The organism is Pseudomonas sp. NY15372, assembly GCF_048068215.1.
Taxonomy (GTDB): domain Bacteria; phylum Pseudomonadota; class Gammaproteobacteria; order Pseudomonadales; family Pseudomonadaceae; genus Aquipseudomonas; species Aquipseudomonas guariconensis_A.
The window spans coordinates 13,286-32,115 of the sequence record NZ_JBLUPY010000047.1; the positions used below are offsets into that span (position 1 = coordinate 13,286).

Consider the following 18,830-nt stretch of genomic DNA (forward strand, 5'->3'; position numbering starts at 1 on the left):
ATATAGCCGATGCGTGCAAAACAAGGCCTTTTGAAAGGCCTGAATCCCACCGTGACCGTCTGGTCACTTGCCCTGGTCATGGCGTTCGTCATTTTCTGCGGTATCTATGGAGAATCAGCCACGGGCGTTTTCAAACTCGCCTCGGACGCCATCCTTGATAACTTCAAATGGTTCTATATCTCCCTGGTAAGCGGCGTTTTGCTGGTGCTGGCGGTGTTGGCCATGAGCCGATACGGCACGCTGCGCCTCGGGCGCCCAGACGAGAAACCGGAATACAGCTTCGCGGCATGGATCTCCATGTTGTTCAGTGCCGGCATGGGTGTAGGCCTTATCTTCTGGTCGGTAGCCGAACCTGTCCTGCACTATGCGAGCAACCCGTTCACCCCAGGGTTCACTGATGCGTCTGCCAGCATGGCGATGCGCATCACCATGCTGCACTGGGGCCTACATCCGTGGTCGATCTTCACCATCATTGGGCTGGGTCTGGCGTATTTTGCCTACCGCGAAGGCCTACCCTTGGCGCTGCGCTCGATTCTCTATCCCTTGATCGGTAACCGGATCTACGGCCCGATTGGTCACACGGTCGATATCGTGGGCGCTGTCGTCACAGCTTTCGGTGTTTCCCAGGCACTCGGCCTCGGTGTCGAGCAAATCAACATGGGGCTCCACCACGTCTTCGGGTTCCCCGTCAGCCTGACCTTCAAGCTGTCGATCATCGTCGTGGTGACGATCATCGCATCCCTATCGCTGATTGCGGGTGTGTCCAAGGGGATGAAACGCCTCTGCACCTTGAACATGTGGATTTCTCTGGCGCTGGTCGCAGTGGTGCTGGCATTGGGACCAACCAATTTCATCATGAACCTGCTGTTCGAAACGACCGGTGATTATCTGCAGAACATCGTAGGCATGAGTTTCTGGACTGACGCTCAAGCCGGTAGCGAATGGCAGAAAACCTGGACCGCGTTCTACTGGCCATGGTGGATGACATGGGGGCCGTTCGTGGGGCTGTTCATCGCCAAGATTTCGCGAGGCCGCACCGTCAGAGAGCTGGTCTTCGGCGCGCTACTGGTGCCCACCATTGTCACACTTATCTGGATGTCGGTATTTGGTGGCACGGCCCTGAAAGACGAACAACAGGCGCGCCATGCCTACGCCAGCCTGCCAGTAGCGGAGCAGTCCGCAGCCGGTGCGTTCAAAGGCGGCCCGATCCTTGAAGAAACCCGTCGCGAAACCACCACCGCCATGTTCACCTTCCTGGGAAGACTGGACGGTCCAACCGTGGGCGGCATTCTGAGCCTGGTTGTATGCCTGCTGCTTGCCGTGCACTTCGTCACCGCTGCCGATGCCGGGACGCAGGTGATATCGACGTTGAACTCCTCTGGGTCGCTACACCCACCCAAGTGGATACGGATCATGTGGTGCGTACTTGAAGGTGCTATCGCGGGCAGCCTGATCATTGCGGGCGGGCTCCTGGCCATTCAAATGGCCAGTATCGTGGTAGGCCTGCCAATCGCTGTGTACATGCTGCTCACCGCCTACACACTTTGCCGCAGCCTGCTATCGAACAAGGATGTCATTGACGCCCCCGCAGTCATCGAGACCAACCGTCGTCCTTCCCCGGAACGCGTTAGCCAATAACAAGGAATACTCATCATGTCTTTCAAGCGCACGATTCACGCGGTAGACACTCACGCCGGCACTCCAATGCGGGTGATTACAGGCGGCGTACCTCATGTACCCGGCGACACTGTGTATGAAAAGATGAAGTGGCTGGAGGAAAATGACGACCAGCTGCGCAAACTGATGTTGCGTGAGCCTCGTGGCTACCCAGCGCACTGCTGCAATATCATCGTTCCGCCTTGCCATCCGGAAGCCGATGCGGGCTACGTGATCATGGAGCAGATCGAGTACCCGGTCATGTCTGGCGGCAATACCATTTCTGTCGTAACGGTATTGCTGGAAATGGGTTTGCTGCCCATGAAAGAGCCCTTGACCGAACTTGTGCTCGAAGCCCCGGCTGGGCTGATTCGCATCACAGCAGAGTGCAAGGACGGCAAGGTCAAAGGCGTTACTTTCCAGAACGTGCCGGCCTTCGCAGCGCACCTGGACGCTGTCATCGACGTGCCGCACCTGGGCAAAGTCAGGGTCGATGTCGGCTGGGGTGGCATGTTCTATGTGATTGCCGACGTACGCCAGTTCAAGGGTCTTGAGCTTATTCCCCAGCACGGTGGCGAGATCGCGCGTATTTCTTCGATGATCAGGGAAGCGGCCATCGAGCAATTGCCGGTAGCGCATCCCGACTATCCAGGTGTCGGCATCACTATCTCGCAACTGTCGGGGCCTACCGATGACCCTAAAGCCGATTGGAAGAACGTCGTGACCATGGCTTCGGGCGATTTCTCCTGGGATGACCCGGCCACCTGGACAGGTGCCCTCGATCGCTGCCCATGCGGAACCGGCACGAGCGCGAAGATGGCGACGCTTCACGCCAAAGGCGAGCTGCCGCTGAACAAAGACTTCCGGCACCAGGGCATCGTCGGCAACATCTATACCGGCCGCCTGATCGACGAAACCACCATCGGCAGCTATAAGGCGGTGGTGCCGACCATTACCGGCAAAAGCTGGATTTATGGTTTGAACACGTTCGTGCTGGATCATGACGACCCATTTACCGAAGGTTTCACCATCGGCGACATCTGGGCCTGATACCAGCCTTCAGTCCTATTGAAAAAAAAGCGCACGCCGCGGATCCGATTGGACCGCGGCGTATGTTTTTCAAGGTGCAGCCGGGCGCAATGCCGACGCAGCCAGAACCTTCCATGAGTCGTCCCGGCCGTTATATTTTCACGCGGCGATGGGTGCGATAGTGGTTCAAACAACACCTAAAAGTAGATTCGCATGTACCGAAACACTTCCACCCCTGCGGATGACAACGGCTGTGGCTGGTTCCACCTGAGCCCGGCCCGCACTCCAAAACCTGGTCACAAGGGCCGCAGCTCGGCACGCTGGGTTGTATTGGGCGCAGGCTTCACCGGCCTCGCGGCTGCACGCCAACTCGCCTTCCACTATCCAGCAGACGAAATCATTCTGATCGAGGCCCAAGTCGTGGGCTTTGGCGCGTCCGGGCGCAATTCCGGCTTCGCCATCGACCTGCCTCATGACATTGGTGCTGCGGACTATATCGGCCCGCTGCCGACTGCCCGTATGAATCTGAAGCTCAATCTGCGGGCGCAGGGCATCCTTGAACGATTGATCAAAGAGCACGGCATCGACTGCCAGATAAGACCGGATGGCAAGTATCAAGCTGCCGTGGAAGCCAAGGGGCTTGCGGTGCTGGAGGCATATCGCAGTGGCCTCGAAAAGCTTGACCAACCCTATGAAATGATCGACGCACAAGATCTTCCCGATCATCTGGGTACGTCGTTCTACAAAAAGGCGTTGTATACCCCCGGTACCAAACTGCTACAGCCAGCGGCACTGGCCAAAGGGCTCGCAGAGACGCTGCCGGCCAACGTTACCCTCTACGAGGGCACGGTCATCACCTCTATCGAACAGGGCGACCGCGTCACGCTGAGGCACGACGCCGGCGAGATCGTCGCCGACCAGTTGCTGCTCACCAACAACGCCTTTGCTTCGCACTTCGGCTTCCTGCCGGGACGCCTGCTGCCTATCTTCACCTACGCGAGCATGACCCGACCTCTGACGGCAGAGGAGCAGCAGCGACTTGGCGGCAAGGAAACCTGGGGCGTGATCCCCGCAGATCCGTTCGGTAGCACATTACGTCGTACCCCCGATCAACGCCTGCTCGTGCGCAACAGCTTCAGTTTCAATGCCGATGGTCGGGCCCACCAGCGTTATCTGGATCGTGCCGGGCGCCAGCACAGGGACTCGTTCGAACGACGTTTTCCGATGCTTTCAGGCCTGCCGTTCGAGTACACCTGGGGTGGCTCCATGTGCTTGTCGCGCAATCACATGTCGCACTTCGGCTCACTGGCGCGCAATGTACATGGGGCACTGTGTTGCAACGGCCTGGGCATCACCCGGGGCACCGTGACCGGCACCTTGCTGGCCAACTGGCTCGCTGGCGAACGCGATGAGCTGATTGATTTCCTGTTGAGTGCCGAAGGGCCGAATCGCAACCCTCCCGAACCGTTTCTGAGCGTTGGCGTCAACTTGAATCTGCGCTGGGGCCAGCACCGCGCGGGAATGGAAAGCTAAAGGGGACGACATGCAGAGCCTGGGCATTATCGGTGTAGGTGAACTGACTGAAAGCATCGTTCGCGGATTGCGCAGAGGCGGGTTTACCGGCGTGATCATGGTGTCTCCGCGAAACACGGAGCGCGCCCAGTCTCTGGCTGCAGATTGCGCGTGCCAGGTTCTGCAAGACAATCAGGCGGTCGTTGACTGCAGCGAAATCGTGCTGCTCGGCGTCCGGCCAGAACATATCGGGAGCGTGGCAAAAGAAGTCCATCTGAAGCCCGGGCAAAAGCTGATCTCGCTTGCGGCAGGAATAAGCCTGAAGCAGCTGCGCACCGACTTCCCGCAAGCCGACTGCGTGCGGGCAATGCTCTCATGCGCAGCCAAGCTCAACCACTCGACGGTTGTCATCTGCCCGCCTGATGCGGCGACAGCGAACGTACTCGAAACGTTGGGCCAGCTGGTGATTCTGAAAGATGAAGATTCTTTCGAACTTGCAACTGTCGCGGCGTGCATGAACAGCTGGTTTTACTTCTTGCTGCACGATCTGGAGCAATGGTTGAGCGAAAAAGGTTTGCCCGCTGATGAGGCTCGCGCCCTGGTGCTTGGCAATATCAAAGATTGTGTAGGTTCTGCGGAATCCAATCCCGGCAAGAGCCTCCAGTCGCTGGGCTGGGCGATCGCCACTCCGGGGACGTTTTCTGCAGAAGGGCTGGCCGTGTTGATGCATCAACCGGTAAGTGCCAATTGGGGGGCTGCCTGTGAAGTTGTATTGGACGCACTTCTGACTCGAACTCGACCTCCGCGGTAACGCATCGAAAAGCCCGATTACTGTTATGACTTGTCCTGTGCGTTATATGGCCTGTTAGCAATCGATGCCATAGTGACGCACGGCAGGATGCCAAGGTGCGCAAGTCACCGATTGGGCAAGGCGCCTCCCCCGCTCGCTATAACCCGCATAGTTAACCCGCCATCGCGGCCGGTGACTGTGCGCGCAATAAAAACAAGAGGTGGTAAATGTCAGTTTCAAAACGCTCTGTTGAGGATGCTCCGCTAAATGCATTTCACCGCAAACTGGCGGTGTATTCATCGGGTGGTCCGTTTCTTGACGGCTATGTATTAAGCATTATCGGCGTTGCCATGGTGCAGATTTCAGGCGCCCTCTCCCTTACTGCCTTTTGGGAAGGCCTGATTGCAGCGTCCGCCTTGATTGGTGTCTTTCTAGGTGGCTTCTTGGGTGGATGGTTCACTGACAAGTACGGTCGAAAGATTCTGTATCTTGTTGATTTGATCGCCATCGTAGGCCTTTCGGTCGCGCAGTTCTGGGTCGAGTCTGCGTGGGCGCTGTTTGCCTGGCGCTTGCTAATCGGTATCGCTGTCGGCGCTGACTACCCGATCGCCACATCCCTGTTGGCCGAGTTCTTGCCCCGCAAGCATCGTGGCCCCTTGCTGGCTGCAATGGTGCTTATGTGGTTCGCAGGCGCCGCAGTCGCCTATCTGGTGGGTGAACTCTTGCTCCGTGTCATGGGTGATGATGGTTGGCGCTGGGTCTTGGCAAGTGCGGTGGTACCAGGCGCACTGTTCCTGATCGCTCGCTCCGGTACTCCGGAGTCACCACGCTGGTTGTTGAACAAAGGGCGCGTGGCTGAAGCAGATGCGGTGATCAAGAAGGTATACGGGTCCTCATATTCCATTAGTGATCTGCCAGAAGCCGTAAGCGAAAAGCCAACTTCCGTGTGGTCGCTGTTCCACTCCGGCTACGGCAAGCGCATGGCATTCATCACCCTGTTCTGGACCTGCGCCATTGTCCCCCTGTTCGCCATCTATGCGTTTGCCCCCAAAGTTCTGCAAGCATTGAAACTCACAGGTGACTGGGCCAGCTACGGCTCCATTGCCATTACGTTCCTGTTTACCTTGGGCTGCCTACTGGCAACCAAGCTGATCAACCGCATGGGTCGGCGCAAGATGCTGATCCACAGCTTCCTATGGTCAGGCTTGTCCCTGCTGCTGCTGGGCATGTTCCCAGATGCCTCTCCTACCTTGGTGCTTATCCTGTTTGGCGGGTACGCGGTCATGATCGGCGGGGCTCAGGTACTGGAATATGTATACCCCAATGAACTCTTCCCGACCGAGATCCGCGCGTCTGCCGTGGGGCTTGCAACGTCGCTATCACGAATTGGTGCCGCAGTTGGAACGTACCTGGTGCCAATTTCTCTCGCGTCGCTGGGCATTGCCAACACCATGTTCGCAGCGGCTGTCATTTCGCTGTTCGGCGCGCTCATCTCCTGGTGGCTGGCCCCTGAGACGAGCAAGCTCGATCTGCAACAGGCTTCTTCACTGACCGCCGCCAAAGCAGGCAGCTACTAATTATCCTGATCCACCGAGACACCAAGGAGCACCTGATGACCCAAGTTCTTACCGTTGTACGAAACGCTGTTGAATCGGCGCTGGGTGAAACCTCCCCAGCCAAGCTGCCAATCGGCGAAATCGTCGCCGTCGCCGCCACCGGCCAGGCACAGACCGATGAAGCGGTCGGGGCCAGTATCGGCGTCTGGGAGAGCAGCGTCGGTGTTTTCCGCCGCCATTTGAAGAACCGCGAATTCAGCCACATCGTTAGCGGCTGGTGCACGTTTACCCCAGACGGCGGCGAGCCTGTCGAGCTGCACGCGGGTGATGCCGTGCTGTTCCCGGAGAACTGTGAAGGCGTCTGGGACATTCGCGAACCACTGCGCAAAACCTACGTGCTGTTCTAAGGAGGATTCATGATCGAAAGGATCAAGCCTGGCGCTCGTGCCAGCCAGATGGTGCTCATAAATGGACGCATTGAAACTTCAGGCATCGTCGCCGAAGCGCCCCAAGGCAGTATCAGCGAGCAAACGCAATGCGTGCTGGCCCAGCTCGAGCGCTGGCTTTCAGAAGTAGGCGCTTGCAAGAAAAACATCTCGCGCATTCAGATCTGGCTGGCCAACATGGACGACTTCGCCGCCATGAATACGGTCTACGACGCCTGGGTCGGCGACGAGCCGCCGGTACGTGCGTGTGTAGGCGCGCAACTGGCCGCGCCTGAATACCTCATCGAGATCCAGGCTTTCGGCGAGATGCCGTAACACCGGCCTGTTCGCTCGGAAATCGCCGCAGCCACAAACTGCGGCGTTTTTTTGCGCTGAACTTACAACTCAGGATCCAGCCCGACCCGTTCATTGCTCCATTCAAAGCGCTCCACCTCGTGCCGACGCTTGCGAAAGCTGTAGGGCGTTTCGCCGTACTGCTTGCGGAACCAGAGTATGAAATGGGAAGCGTCCGAGAAACCGCAGGCCAACGCAATGGTCGTGATGTTCTGACTGGTATTGACCAGCAAGCGCCTGGCGTGATCCAGACGCAGCTTGCGCCAATAGTTGGCAGGAGGTTCTTGCGTATTGGCTACGAACTCACGATGCAACTGTCGAGGATGCGTACCGACAGCACTCGCAACCGCCTGGATCGTAAGGGCTGACCCCAGATTCTCGCGCATGAAAGCGATGGCTCGTTGCACGCGGTCGTTTTGATAGACCCCCCCTTCTGGTCCCGTCGCCTCCTCTTCGTTTCGCTCCTCGACCAATAGGTACTCCAGGCCCTTCTGTGCCCGAACGGCTCCGCAGTGGCGGCGTATCAGGCTGGCTGCCAGGTCAATGGCGGTGCCACCGGGACAGGTGATGATCCCCCGATCATCGACATAGTTCTTGTCGATCACCGCAGTGGACAGCGGGAAGCGCTCCTTGAATTCTTCTCGCAGGGTGAAATGCAGCGCACAGCGCCTGCCATCCAGCAGCCCCGCCTTGCCCAGCACGAAAGAACCGGAGCACAGTGCGATGATCGGAATATTGGCAGCATGCACATCCCGTAGCGCGTCGAGCAGCCAGTCCGGCGGGTTGCGCGTCTCTCCGAGCAGCCCCCCGGCAATCACGATGTAATCATACTGGGCCCAGAGGTTCAGGGGCTTGGTCGGTGAGATAGGCATGCCGCAACTGGCCACAATGGGCTGGTCATTCAGCGTCATCCAGTCCCACTGACAAAACACCTGCTGGCTACGGAAGGACTTGTCCGCCGCGAAGCGCAAGGAATCCACCAGCCCGGCAACGGGTACCAAGGTGAAGTGATTCATCAAGACAAAGCCGACCCTCAACTCTGGCTTGATGGAGGCAGGAACGCTGCTTTGTTCTTCGGATCCCCGGACCACTGCGAATCACCTCGGCGTGTTGGACTGCTCAATTCTAAAGCACCCCTGCGGTCCTACATATCATATCGATCTCAGCTAATAGGAAGTTTAGGACATCCGGCACGAATCAGCGCAAGCGTACGATCAATTGTCATGAGCGTAATATCTAGGCAGCCGTTTACTGAGCATCATGTTGACAAAAACCAACATGCTCAAAGGCACTCACTATGTACCGTGGATTCTGGTATGCCCAGGCACTCGACCTGGACAGCGATCTGGCCCCTGCTCTGCAGGATACGATTCAAGCGGATGTCTGCATCGTCGGCGGCGGCTTCCTTGGTCTGTGGTCGGCCATCCGTCTGAAGCAGGCGCACCCGGAAAAAACCATCGTTATCGTCGAGCGCGACCGTTGCGGGTCCGGTGCCAGTGGACGTAACGGTGGTATCGCCACGAACTGGTGGGGCAAATATCTGTCGGTACGCACCATCTGCGGTGACGTCGAAGCGCGGCGCATCTGCGAAGCGGCTGAGTCGGCCATCGATGAAATTGGCAGTTTCTGCCAGGAGCACGGTATCGATGCCCAGTACCGTAAAGACGGTTGGTTGTGGACTGCCACTAACCAGCGGCAGATGGGCTCCTGGAAGGTGCTGACCGACGGCCTGCAGAAGCTCGATGTCAATCCATTCCAGGAGCTGGATCGAGAGACCATTCGCGGTCGCGTGGGCTCGCCGTTGGTTCTAGGTGGTATCTACGACCCTAACGCCGCCACTGTTCAGCCCGCAATGCTGGCTCGCGGTCTTCGCCGGGTAGCCCTGAAGCTCGGGGTGAAGATCTTCGAGAAATCTCCGTTCACTCACCTGGAACGTGGCAAGAACCCGGTGGTGCACACAGCCATGGGTCGGGTGAAAGCAAATCACGTAGTGCTCGCACTTAACGCTTGGGGCGCACAGTTCCCAGAGCTGCGTCGCATGATTGCGATCATGTCCAGCGACATGGTGGCTACCGCGCCGGTCAAAGCCAAGCTCGATGCCATCGGCTTCAGCGGCGGAGAGTGCATGACCGACTCACGCACCGTGCTCAACTACTGGCGCAACACCCCGGATGGTCGCGTGGTGTTCGGCAAGCCACTGGGCCAGTTCGCCTACGCCGGTCGCATCGGCAACCTTTACGAAAAGCCATCACCAGCCGCCGACAAGGTCGCTGCCGAGCTGCGCCGCCTGTACCCGCAATTGCAGGACGTGCCGGTGGTCAGCAGCTGGACCGGCCCGATCGACCGCGCCATGAAAGGCCTACCGAACTTCGGCTACCTCGACCATTACCAGACCGTCAGCTACGGCATCGGCTTCTCGGGCAACGGCGTGGCCACCACAGTCTTTGCCAGCCGTATCATCAAGTCGTTGGCCACTCACGCCAATGATGAGTGGGCCAACTGTGGCCTGGTCAATCAGAAAATGAAGTTGCTGCCGCCAGAGCCCTTCCGCTTCTTCGGCGCGCATATGGTGCGTGATGCACTGGTGCGCAAAGAATCCCTTGAGGATCACGACCAGGACGCGGGTTTCATCACCCGTCAGCTGGTTTCGATGGCTCCCGCCGGCTATGTCCCTGCCCAGAAGAAATAAGTATCAGGATCAGGATCATGAGTGAGCATATTGTTTTCCTCGACGACGACGGCCTTGCCGCGTCGACGCAACTCAAGCGCCCTGACTGCGAGCATAGCTGGCAGCAGTTTGCCTATACCCATCCCGACCAAGTGCTTGAGCACCTGAAGGACGCCACCATAGCGCTGACGTGCAGCGTGCCGCTGCGTGAAGAGCACCTGCGTCAGTTACCAAAACTGAAGATGATTTCCCTGGCACTCACCGGCCGCGACATCGTCGACGTCGATTACTGCGATGCACACGGTATCGAGGTATCCAGCGTACCTGGCTATGCCGCGAACACCGTCGCCGAACACAGTATGGCAATGATGCTTGAGCTGTTCCGTCGCCCGGCCGCCTTCAGCCGCCTGATGCGTAAGGTGCATGCCGGGCAGGCCGAGTACAAGAATATCTACTTCGATCACCGCATCCGTGATGTGCGAGGCAAGCAGATGGCGATCATCGGCAGCGGCCCGATCGCTATCCGCCTGGCTGCTCTAGCTCGCTCATTCGGTATGGAAGTTTTGTTCGAAGACCGTGGTGGTAAACGCCCGGGGCCGGACAACCGCCCGCTGGACAGCCTGCTCAAGAGTTGCGATGTCCTGTCGATCAACGCGCCCTTGACGCCAGAAACCTACAACATGATCGATGCCAAGAAGCTTGCGCTCATGAAAAGCGACGCGGTGATCATCAACACCGGCCGCGGCGGCATCGTCAACGAGGCAGCGCTGATTGACGCCTTGCAACATGGTCGCCTGGGTGGTGTAGCACTCGACGTGGTTGAGGTTGAACCGCTGCACCCAAGCAACCCGCTGTTCCAGCTTATTGATCGCGACGACTTCATCCTCAACCCGCACATCGCCTGGAGCAGTGAGGATGCCATGCAGCAATTGATGGATCGCGCCGTCGACAACATCACCGATTTCGTTGCCCGCCACAATACTCTGAAAAGGACTCGCACCGCATGACCATCGCCACCAAAAGCAGCTTCGTCGACGGCGCTTTCGTTGCCCTGGAAAACGGCACCGATATCCTCGAAAACCGCAATCCATCCAACCCAGGTGAAGTGATCGAATGCTTTATGCGTGCTGACCGGTTTCTCACAGAGCAGGCAATCGCAGCCGCGCGCCGCGCTCAGCCGGCATGGGCACGCAGCAACCCGCAACAGCGTGCCGATGCGTTGGACTTTATCGGTACCGAAATCCTCGCACGCCGTGAAGAGCTAGCCACCCTCCTCGCCCGCGAGGAAGGCAAGATCGTTCGCGAAGCGCTGGGTGAGGTCGACCGCGCCGGGCGTTCGTTCAAGTTCTATGCCCAGGAGGCGCTGCGTGCCGAGGGTGAGAAATATCAATCAGTGCGCCAAGACGTTGGTATTGACGTATTCACTCAACCGCTGGGTGTCATTGGCATCATTGCGCCGTGGAACTTCCCGATTGCCATCCCCGCCTGGAAGATCGCGCCAGCACTGTGTTTCGGCAACTGCGTAGTATTCAAGCCCGCTGAACTGGTTCCATCCTCAGCCTGGGCCTTGGCCGAAATCATCAGCCGCTCTGGCTTGCCTGCCGGCGTGTTCAACATGCTTATCGGCCCGGGTCGCAGCGTGGGCGATACCCTCATTCGCTCGCCAGAGGTAGACGGCATCAGCTTTACCGGGTCGGAAAATACGGGTCGTCAGATCGCCAAACTGGCTGCTGAAGGCATGAAGAAGGTGCAACTGGAGATGGGCGGCAAGAACCCACTGATCGTGCTGGACGATGCCGACCTGGAGCAGGCGGTGGACGTAGCGCTCAATGGCTCGTTCTTCAGCACTGGTCAGCGTTGCACTGCAAGTTCTCGCGTTATCGTCACTGAGGGCATTCATGACGCCTTCGTGGCGCGCTTGGCCGAGCGCACTCAAGCGCTGAAAGTAGGCGACGCACTGCAAGCCTCCACCGATATCGGCCCTGTGGTTGACGGTCGACAGTTGGAGCAGAACCTGTCCTACGTAGCTAGCGGACGTGAACAAGGTGCCAGGTTGGTATGTGGCGGTGAGCGCATCGAAAACCAGGCAGGCGCCTATCTCTTCACACCGGCACTGTTCACCGAGGTGACTCCGGATATGCGCATCTATCGCGAGGAGATCTTCGGGCCAGTACTGAGCGTGCTGAAGGTGCGAGATTACGAAGAAGCCTTTGTCGCTGCCGAGGACACCGCCTTCGGTCTTTCGGCGGGAATCGTCACCACCTCGCTGCGCCATGCCGAACATTTCAAGCGAAACAGCACGGCGGGCATGGTAATGGTCAACCTGCCGACCGCTGGAGTGGATTATCACGTACCGTTCGGTGGTAACGGTGCATCAAGCCTGGGCTCTCGCGAGCAAGGCACGCACGCCCGGCAGTTCTTCACCCGCGTCAAGACCACGTACCAATTGGCCTGACGTCCCCGTTCAAGCGCAAGCTGCTCATTCGCGAGATCGACCCTCGAGTCGGTCTCGTGAAACCTGCTGCACGAACAATTATGACTTTGAGGTAGTTAGCAAGATGGCCAAGGCCGCCGATGTCGTTGTGCAATGCCTGGAAAACGAAGGTGTCGAGTATGTATTCGGCATTCCCGGTGAGGAGAATCTCGACCTGCTGGAGTCCCTGCGCAAGTCGAAGATCAAGCTGGTACTGACCCGTCACGAGCAGTCTGCAGGTTTCATGGCTGCCACCTACGGTCGCCTGACCGGCAAGACCGGCGTCAGCCTGTCGACCCTCGGTCCAGGTGCCACCAACTTGGTCACCGCCAGCGCCTACGCCTACCTGGGCGGCATGCCGATGATGATGATCACCGGTCAGAAACCGATCAAGAAGTCCAAGCAAGGCCGTTTCCAGATCATTGACGTGTGCGGCATGATGGACCCCATCACGAAGTACACCCACCAGTTCGCTTCAGCCGACAATATCCCGGCCCGCATGCGCGAAGCGTTCCGCCTGGCTGAAGAAGAGAAGCCGGGCGCCGTGCACCTGGAGTTGCCAGAAGACATCGCTGCCGAGCAAACCGACTCACTACCCATTTCGCCAAGCCTGCACCGCCGTCCACTGGCAGAGCACAAGGCCATCGAAGCTGCCGTGGCGAAACTGCAGGCCGCTCGCAGCCCAATCCTGGTGATCGGTGCCGGGGCCAACCGCAAGATGACCGCCAAGGTTCTCAAGCAGCTCATCGACAAGACCGGCATCCCATTCATCACCACTCAGATGGGTAAAGGCGTGGTCGACGAGCGCCACCCGCGCTTCCTGGGTAACGCTGCGCTGTCGTCCGGCGATTTTGTACATCGTGCGATTGAAGCAGCCGACCTGATCATCAACATCGGCCACGACGTGATCGAGAAGCCGCCGTTCTTCATGGTCCGTGGCGGCACCGAAGTCATCCACATCAGCTTCCGCTCAGCCGAAGTCGATGCCGTGTACTTCCCGCAGGTCGAAGTGATCGGCGACATCGCCAACGCCGTTTGGCAGATTGGCGAAGCGCTGAACGACACCTCGCACTGGGATTTCACCCGCCTGCTGGCCATCCGCGAGGCCAACGAAGCGCAGATCGCCGAAGGCGCCGACGACGACCGTTTCCCGGTCTACCCGCAGCGCGTGGTCGCCGACATCCGCCGCGTGCTGCCGTCCGAGGGCATCGTGGCCCTGGACAACGGCATCTACAAGATCTGGTTCGCCCGCAACTATAAGGCGCACAAGCCGAACACCGTGCTGCTGGACAACGCCCTGGCGACCATGGGCGCCGGCCTGCCATCGGCGATGGCGGCGCACCTGGTGCACCCGGATCGACCGGTGATTTCGGTGTGCGGCGACGGCGGCTTCATGATGAACAGTCAGGAGCTGGAAACCGCAGTGCGTCTGGGCATGCACATCACCGTGGTGATCCTGCGTGACGACGGTTACGGCATGATCCGCTGGAAGCAGGCCAACATGGGCTTCACTGATTTCGGCCTGGACTATGGTAACCCGGATTTCGTGAAGTATGCCGAAGCGTACGGTGCCAATGGCTATCGGGTCGAAAGCGCGGATGCCTTGCTGCCCCTGCTGGACCACTGTGTTTCCAACCCCGGTGTGCACGTGATCGACTGCCCGGTGGATTACAGCGAAAACGATCGCATCCTGAATATAAACCTGCGCGAGCGTAGCGCGGCTGTCTGAGGAGAAACGATCCATCCAGTCACCTGAACTCTTGTGGTAACTAGTCCTTCTTGGGACGCGGGCGCTTAGCGCCCGTTTTTTCGAAACCCTTCATCAAAGGTTCAAATCAACCGTCCTTCTAACGCCTGTGGCCTGACAAGCCGCGCCATGGCTAATTCGTAAGCTGATCATGTGCCGCATGTTTCTTTACAGTGTCATGCCGCCAACAAGAAATAAAAGATCAGCCGGACTTGGAGACCCCATGACTCGTCCAACTCGTTCGATCGAAGATGTTGCACTCACCCGATTTCATCGGCTACTCACCTTGCGCTCCGCTGGCGGCTCCTTCGTCGACGGTTACATACTCAGCATCATCGGCATCGCATTGATGCCCACCTCTGCCGCACTCAATCTCAGCAGCTTCTGGGAGGGAATGATCGCGGCATCCGCCCTGATAGGCATTTTCTTTGGCGGTTTTCTCGGCGGCTCCCTGACTCAGCGCCTGGGCCGTAAACGGGTCTACTTTATTGGCCCGATACTATTTGTAGTCGCGTCACTGGCTCAATATTGGGTCAGCGACCCCCTCACCTTATTTGTTCTGAGGCTGATATTGGGAATAGCGGTAGGCATCGAGTATCCGGTCGCCACTGCAATGCTCGTCGAGTTCATGCCCAAAAAATATCGAGGTCCACGCCTCGCCTGGTTCATGATCATCTGGTTTGCGAGCGCCGCCGTGGCCTATGGGCTTGGTGAGCTGATTGTAAGCATAGGGGGTGCTGATGCCTGGCGCCTGGTATTGGCAAGTGGCGCTGTCTTCGGCCTGGCGTTGATCTGGGTTCGCATAAGCTCACCCGAATCGCCGCGCTGGCTTTTGAGCAAAGGGCGCCCGAAAGAAGCCGAGCAAATCATCAAAGTCGTCTATGGCCCCGCATCATCGTCGGTGTAGAACCATTTGCCGCTCAGCGAGTATTTTTCAGATGTGTCGTGATCTCGATAGCCATCCGAGGTTTGACTGGTCAGGAAATAGTTCTGCGCAAAATTACCTGACTCCAGCCCAGTCGCCAGCTGAAGCTCTTGAGTATTGAAGCTGCCATAGGTCAAGCGGCTGTCGACGTAATTGCCCCCCTGCCGGGTAACCATGTTGACGTTGCCGGCGATGTTATGCAGTCCATAACGCGGGTCGTTTGTCCCTCGAACCATCTCGATGTACTCAAGATCAAGGGGGAAGACCATGTCGATGAAACGCTGGTTCCCGCTATTGACGTTACTGGGAACGCCGTCGATCAATGTCTTGATCCCGTTGATATAACCTTCACCATTGAATGCCCGGAAGCTGACTTTGCCCGACTCACCGCCTTGGCGAGTCTCCGTTATTTGGATGCCTGGCATCTGCCCAAGCAGCTCCCAGCTGTTCATAACCGTCTGGTCCTCGATTTTGTCAGCCCCGAGTACATCCACGGAAGTCAGCACGCTACTTCCGGTCTGATAAACCTGTCCTCCACCAGAACCTCCTCGGTCAGTCGTATAACGGCCGGAGCCCTGAAGCTCCACCAGAAAAAGAGCGCAAATTTACGTTATATTATAACTTTTCACAAGCCATTCAACCGGCCTCTCAACGCGTGCTCATTGCCTCGATCCAAGGTGACTCTCTGCGCTCGTGCATGGCAAGCGACATTCAAGTTGCCACTCAGCCGAGCGGTTCAATAAAGCGTCCTGCACGTTATAGAACCGCATCCAGCCATCACGAAAAATGGAGCTGCCCTGCCCCAACTACCGCATTCACAATGAAAACAAGGAAGAACGCGTATGGATAAGCATTTGGCCTCTCTCACCCTGGCGCTCGCGATGTGCGCTCCAGTCAGCGCCGAGGAAATGACCGTTATTTCTTATGGAGGCGTCAGCAAAGATGTACAAACTGAAATTTTCTACAAACCTTTCGAAACAGCTCACCAAGCGAAAATCATCGCGGGTGAGTACAACGGTGAAATGGCCCGCATCAAGGCCATGGTGGACACCAAAAGTGTGAGCTGGGACGTTGTACAAGTCGAGTCAGACAAGTTGGTCAGAGGGTGTGACGAGGGGCTGTTTGAACCACTTGATCAGAACCAGTTTGGCGATGCGCAGGCGTTTGTGCCTGAAACCCTGTCTGAATGCGGAGCGGGGTTACTGGTATGGTCGATGACTTTGTCCTACAACGCCAATGCGCTCAAAGAAGCTCCGCAGGGCTGGGCTGATTTCTGGGATTTAGAGAAATTCCCGGGCAAGCGCGCGCTACAACGCGGTGCCAAGTTCACATTGGAAGCGGCGTTGATTGCCGACGGCGTTCCTCGCGAGAACGTCTATGAAGTGCTGGCTACATCAGAGGGAGTTGACCGCGCGTTTGCGAAGCTGGACAAGATCAAACCTGCTATCCAGTGGTGGGAAGCCGGCGCTCAACCGATGCAGTACCTGGCCGCAGGAGACGTTGTGATGACCACCGCATTCAATGGCCGAATCTTCGCCGCCCAGGCGTCTGGAGCGCCGATCAAACCCGTTTGGGGAGGCAGCATCCACGCGATCGATTATTGGGCCATTCCCAAGGGCAGCAAGCACAAGGCGCTTGCGCAAACGTTCATCGTCTCGACCTTGCAGCCACAGGCTCAAAAGCTCCACGCAGAAAAGCTAGGTTATGGGGCAGTGAATTTACAGGCTGCAGGGCTGCTGGATGCCAGTGTGGCTCCACGGCTCAATACCTTCCCCGCCAATATCAAGCAGTCGCTGGCGTTCAACAATGAATTCTGGGTCGATCACGGCGAAGATCTGGAAGTGCGCTTCAACGCGTGGCTGGCTAAAGGCAATTAAGGCTAGCCAGTACCTGTCTTGGAGGCCGCCAAGGCGACTCGCTGAGTCGCCTGCGGTACCGGGCCGTTAAACAAAGCTACCCAAGGCAAGCAGCATCAGTAGTACGAGAATGACCTTTCTAGCTACCGCTTCTTCTACATGCTGGGCAATCCTCGCACCCAACCACACGCCCGCTACCAACACCGGCAAGCTCATCAATCCGAGATGTAGCGACTCGCGCCCGAACAGGCCAAGCGCCCAGAAAGCGGGAAGCGCCGCCACATCCATTGCCAGAAACGCGGCAACGATCGACGCCCGCCCCGCTTCCAAGGCCAGCGGAGACCCAAGGAAAAAGACGATGACGGGCGGACCACCCAGGCCCAGCGAACCATTGAGCACCCCTGCCCCTGCACCTGTTGCAGCGGTCTGCGTGGCCGAGGGCATCCTCTTTAGTTTATATCCAGTGATCATGACCAGACAGCACGCCATTATCAGGATGGCGAGCACAAACTTGACATACTCGGCAGGCAGGCTGACAAGCAGATACGCGCCCACCGGCGTTGCCATGATCGAACTGCTGACCAGTATTCGAATGGATCGCCAATGCACTTGTCCCCAGAGGGAGGGCAAAAGCTTCACACCGGCAGCAATTTCCAGAACAAACATGGCCGGCACAATCGTCGATAAGGGCAACACGAACGAAAGTGACATGATGGCCAGAAGGGTAAAGCCGAAACCGGAAAAACCCCGCGCAACCGCAGCCACGAAAACACAGCACAGGGCGTAAGCGGTAACTGACGGCGAGACAAGCACAACATCAGAAAGCATATTTCTCTGCACCTGATCATTGAAGAATATCGACAACAATGTGGCGCTGAAGCTTGATTGCAGTCGGCGATCCGAAGCCATATTGTGTTGTTCGCGACACGCACCGGATAGTAGCGAACGGACTCAATGTATAAGGCTCCCGCCTGCGTGGAGGCGGGAGCCATGGAGGGTGCCGAACGCCGTCAGAACAGCACCGGTATCGCTCAGGTCACGACGCGTTGATCCAGATGGTCTTGAGCTCCGTGTACTGATCATGGGCCCAGATGGACTTGTCACGGCCTCCGAAGCCAGACTCCTTGTAACCACCGAACGGCGTCGAGGCATCGCCTTCACCGAAGCAGTTGACCGTCACCACGCCCGCACGGATTTCACGGGATAGGCGCAGGGCATTGCGCAAGCTACCGGTATAGGCTGATGCAGCCAGGCCGTAGACCGTATCGTTGGCCAGCTCGATGGCTTCGTCGATAGTCTGGAAGGTGGTCACGCTCAGTACCGGGCCGAAGATCTCCTCGATGAACAGCTTGCTGTCACGCGCCACGCCATCGACGATGGTCGGCTGCACGAACACGCCGTCTTCTGTCTCACCACCTTGTACGACGTCGAGCTTGTGCTCGGCGGCGTAATCCAGGTAAGACTTCACCTTCTCGAAGTGCGACTTGCTGACCATCGCGCCCTGGCGGTTATCCGGGTCCAGCGGGTCGCCCAGCTTCCAGTCCTTCAGGTGCTTGGCGATCAGGCCCAGCAGTTCGTCTTTCACATCCTTGTGCACGATCAGGCGCGAGGATGCAGAGCAGTTCTCGCCCATGTTCCAGAACGCACCGGCCGTGACGAACTGGGCGACTTCGTCCAGATTCTCGCAGTCGTTCATGACCACGGCCGGGTTCTTGCCACCGAGCTCCAGCGCTCTTCACCGTCCAGGTTCACCAGGCCGCCTACACCTCCCTGGAAGAGGCCCGCCAGGCCGTCGAACAGGCGGCCCAGCTAGGCTGTCGCAGCATCATCGGCTCGTCG

General features: G+C 58.1%; 14 protein-coding genes and 3 pseudogenes. 13 read left to right on the top strand and 4 right to left on the bottom strand.

Annotated elements, in window-relative coordinates; all coding sequences use genetic code 11:
- Positions 1 to 9 precede the first annotated feature (9 nt).
- From ACNFG0_RS21105 to ACNFG0_RS21135, 7 genes are all read left to right on the top strand, one after another.
- The gene (locus ACNFG0_RS21105) at positions 10 to 1,638 is read left to right on the top strand and encodes a BCCT family transporter (RefSeq protein ID WP_416766244.1); all 1,629 of its coding nucleotides are present in this window, start codon (positions 10 to 12) and stop codon (positions 1,636 to 1,638) included.
- Between the two features lie 15 nt (positions 1,639 to 1,653).
- Positions 1,654 to 2,706 (top strand): proline racemase family protein, encoded by a 1,053-nt coding sequence (locus tag ACNFG0_RS21110; RefSeq protein WP_196166851.1) that lies wholly within the window; start codon positions 1,654 to 1,656, stop codon positions 2,704 to 2,706.
- Between the two features lie 192 nt (positions 2,707 to 2,898).
- The gene (locus ACNFG0_RS21115) at positions 2,899 to 4,218 is read left to right on the top strand and encodes an NAD(P)/FAD-dependent oxidoreductase (protein WP_196166850.1); all 1,320 of its coding nucleotides are present in this window, start codon (positions 2,899 to 2,901) and stop codon (positions 4,216 to 4,218) included.
- Positions 4,219 to 4,228: 10 nt separating this feature from the next.
- Positions 4,229 to 5,008: an NAD(P)-binding domain-containing protein gene (locus ACNFG0_RS21120; protein ID WP_196166849.1), complete on the top strand. Its 780-nt coding sequence runs from the start codon at positions 4,229 to 4,231 to the stop codon at positions 5,006 to 5,008.
- A gap of 206 nt (positions 5,009 to 5,214) precedes the next feature.
- The gene (locus ACNFG0_RS21125) at positions 5,215 to 6,564 is read left to right on the top strand and encodes an MFS transporter (protein WP_196155168.1); all 1,350 of its coding nucleotides are present in this window, start codon (positions 5,215 to 5,217) and stop codon (positions 6,562 to 6,564) included.
- A 35-nt stretch (positions 6,565 to 6,599) separates the two neighbouring features.
- Entirely contained in the window at positions 6,600 to 6,950 is a 351-nt protein-coding gene (locus ACNFG0_RS21130; protein WP_196155167.1) for a cupin domain-containing protein, read from the top strand.
- A 9-nt stretch (positions 6,951 to 6,959) separates the two neighbouring features.
- Positions 6,960 to 7,304: a RidA family protein gene (locus ACNFG0_RS21135; protein WP_196155166.1), complete on the top strand. Its 345-nt coding sequence runs from the start codon at positions 6,960 to 6,962 to the stop codon at positions 7,302 to 7,304.
- 62 nt (positions 7,305 to 7,366) lie between these two features.
- Here ACNFG0_RS21135 and ACNFG0_RS21140 read toward each other — a convergent pair whose 3' ends face one another.
- Positions 7,367 to 8,338, bottom strand: a complete 972-nt coding sequence (locus tag ACNFG0_RS21140; protein WP_230381109.1) for a GlxA family transcriptional regulator — start codon at positions 8,336 to 8,338, stop codon at positions 7,367 to 7,369.
- 281 nt (positions 8,339 to 8,619) lie between these two features.
- Between ACNFG0_RS21140 and ACNFG0_RS21145 the strand changes: the two genes are divergently transcribed.
- The 5 genes and pseudogenes from ACNFG0_RS21145 to ACNFG0_RS21165 all read left to right on the top strand — a co-directional run.
- Positions 8,620 to 10,011 carry an NAD(P)/FAD-dependent oxidoreductase gene (locus ACNFG0_RS21145; protein WP_196155164.1) on the top strand — a complete coding sequence of 464 codons (1,392 nt, stop codon included), beginning with the start codon at positions 8,620 to 8,622 and terminating at the stop codon, positions 10,009 to 10,011.
- Positions 10,012 to 10,028: 17 nt separating this feature from the next.
- Entirely contained in the window at positions 10,029 to 10,997 is a 969-nt protein-coding gene (locus tag ACNFG0_RS21150; RefSeq protein ID WP_416766246.1) for an NAD(P)-dependent oxidoreductase, read from the top strand.
- Complete coding sequence (locus ACNFG0_RS21155) at positions 10,994 to 12,445, top strand: aldehyde dehydrogenase family protein (RefSeq protein ID WP_416766248.1); 1,452 nt, start codon at positions 10,994 to 10,996, stop codon at positions 12,443 to 12,445. The genes ACNFG0_RS21150 and ACNFG0_RS21155 overlap by 4 nt, the downstream gene beginning before the upstream one ends.
- Positions 12,446 to 12,548: 103 nt before the next feature.
- Positions 12,549 to 14,192, top strand: coding sequence for an acetolactate synthase large subunit (locus ACNFG0_RS21160; RefSeq protein ID WP_196166843.1), 1,644 nt, complete (start codon positions 12,549 to 12,551; stop codon positions 14,190 to 14,192).
- 241 nt (positions 14,193 to 14,433) lie between these two features.
- Positions 14,434 to 15,108: pseudogene (locus ACNFG0_RS21165) on the top strand (MFS transporter); the annotation flags it as partial.
- On the opposite strand, the pseudogene ACNFG0_RS21170 reads toward ACNFG0_RS21165, so the two are convergent.
- A pseudogene (locus ACNFG0_RS21170) lies at positions 15,102 to 15,650 on the bottom strand (TonB-dependent receptor plug domain-containing protein); the annotation flags it as partial. The pseudogenes ACNFG0_RS21165 and ACNFG0_RS21170 overlap by 7 nt on opposite strands.
- A gap of 327 nt (positions 15,651 to 15,977) precedes the next feature.
- Between ACNFG0_RS21170 and ACNFG0_RS21175 the strand changes: the two are divergent.
- The gene (locus tag ACNFG0_RS21175) at positions 15,978 to 17,012 is read left to right on the top strand and encodes an ABC transporter substrate-binding protein (protein WP_416766250.1); all 1,035 of its coding nucleotides are present in this window, start codon (positions 15,978 to 15,980) and stop codon (positions 17,010 to 17,012) included.
- A gap of 66 nt (positions 17,013 to 17,078) precedes the next feature.
- Here ACNFG0_RS21175 and ACNFG0_RS21180 read toward each other — a convergent pair whose 3' ends face one another.
- Positions 17,079 to 17,900 carry a sulfite exporter TauE/SafE family protein gene (locus tag ACNFG0_RS21180; protein WP_196166840.1) on the bottom strand — a complete coding sequence of 274 codons (822 nt, stop codon included), beginning with the start codon at positions 17,898 to 17,900 and terminating at the stop codon, positions 17,079 to 17,081.
- A gap of 127 nt (positions 17,901 to 18,027) precedes the next feature.
- Positions 18,028 to 18,720: pseudogene (locus ACNFG0_RS21185) on the bottom strand (aldehyde dehydrogenase family protein); the annotation flags it as partial.
- Between the last annotated feature and the right edge of the window lie 110 nt (positions 18,721 to 18,830).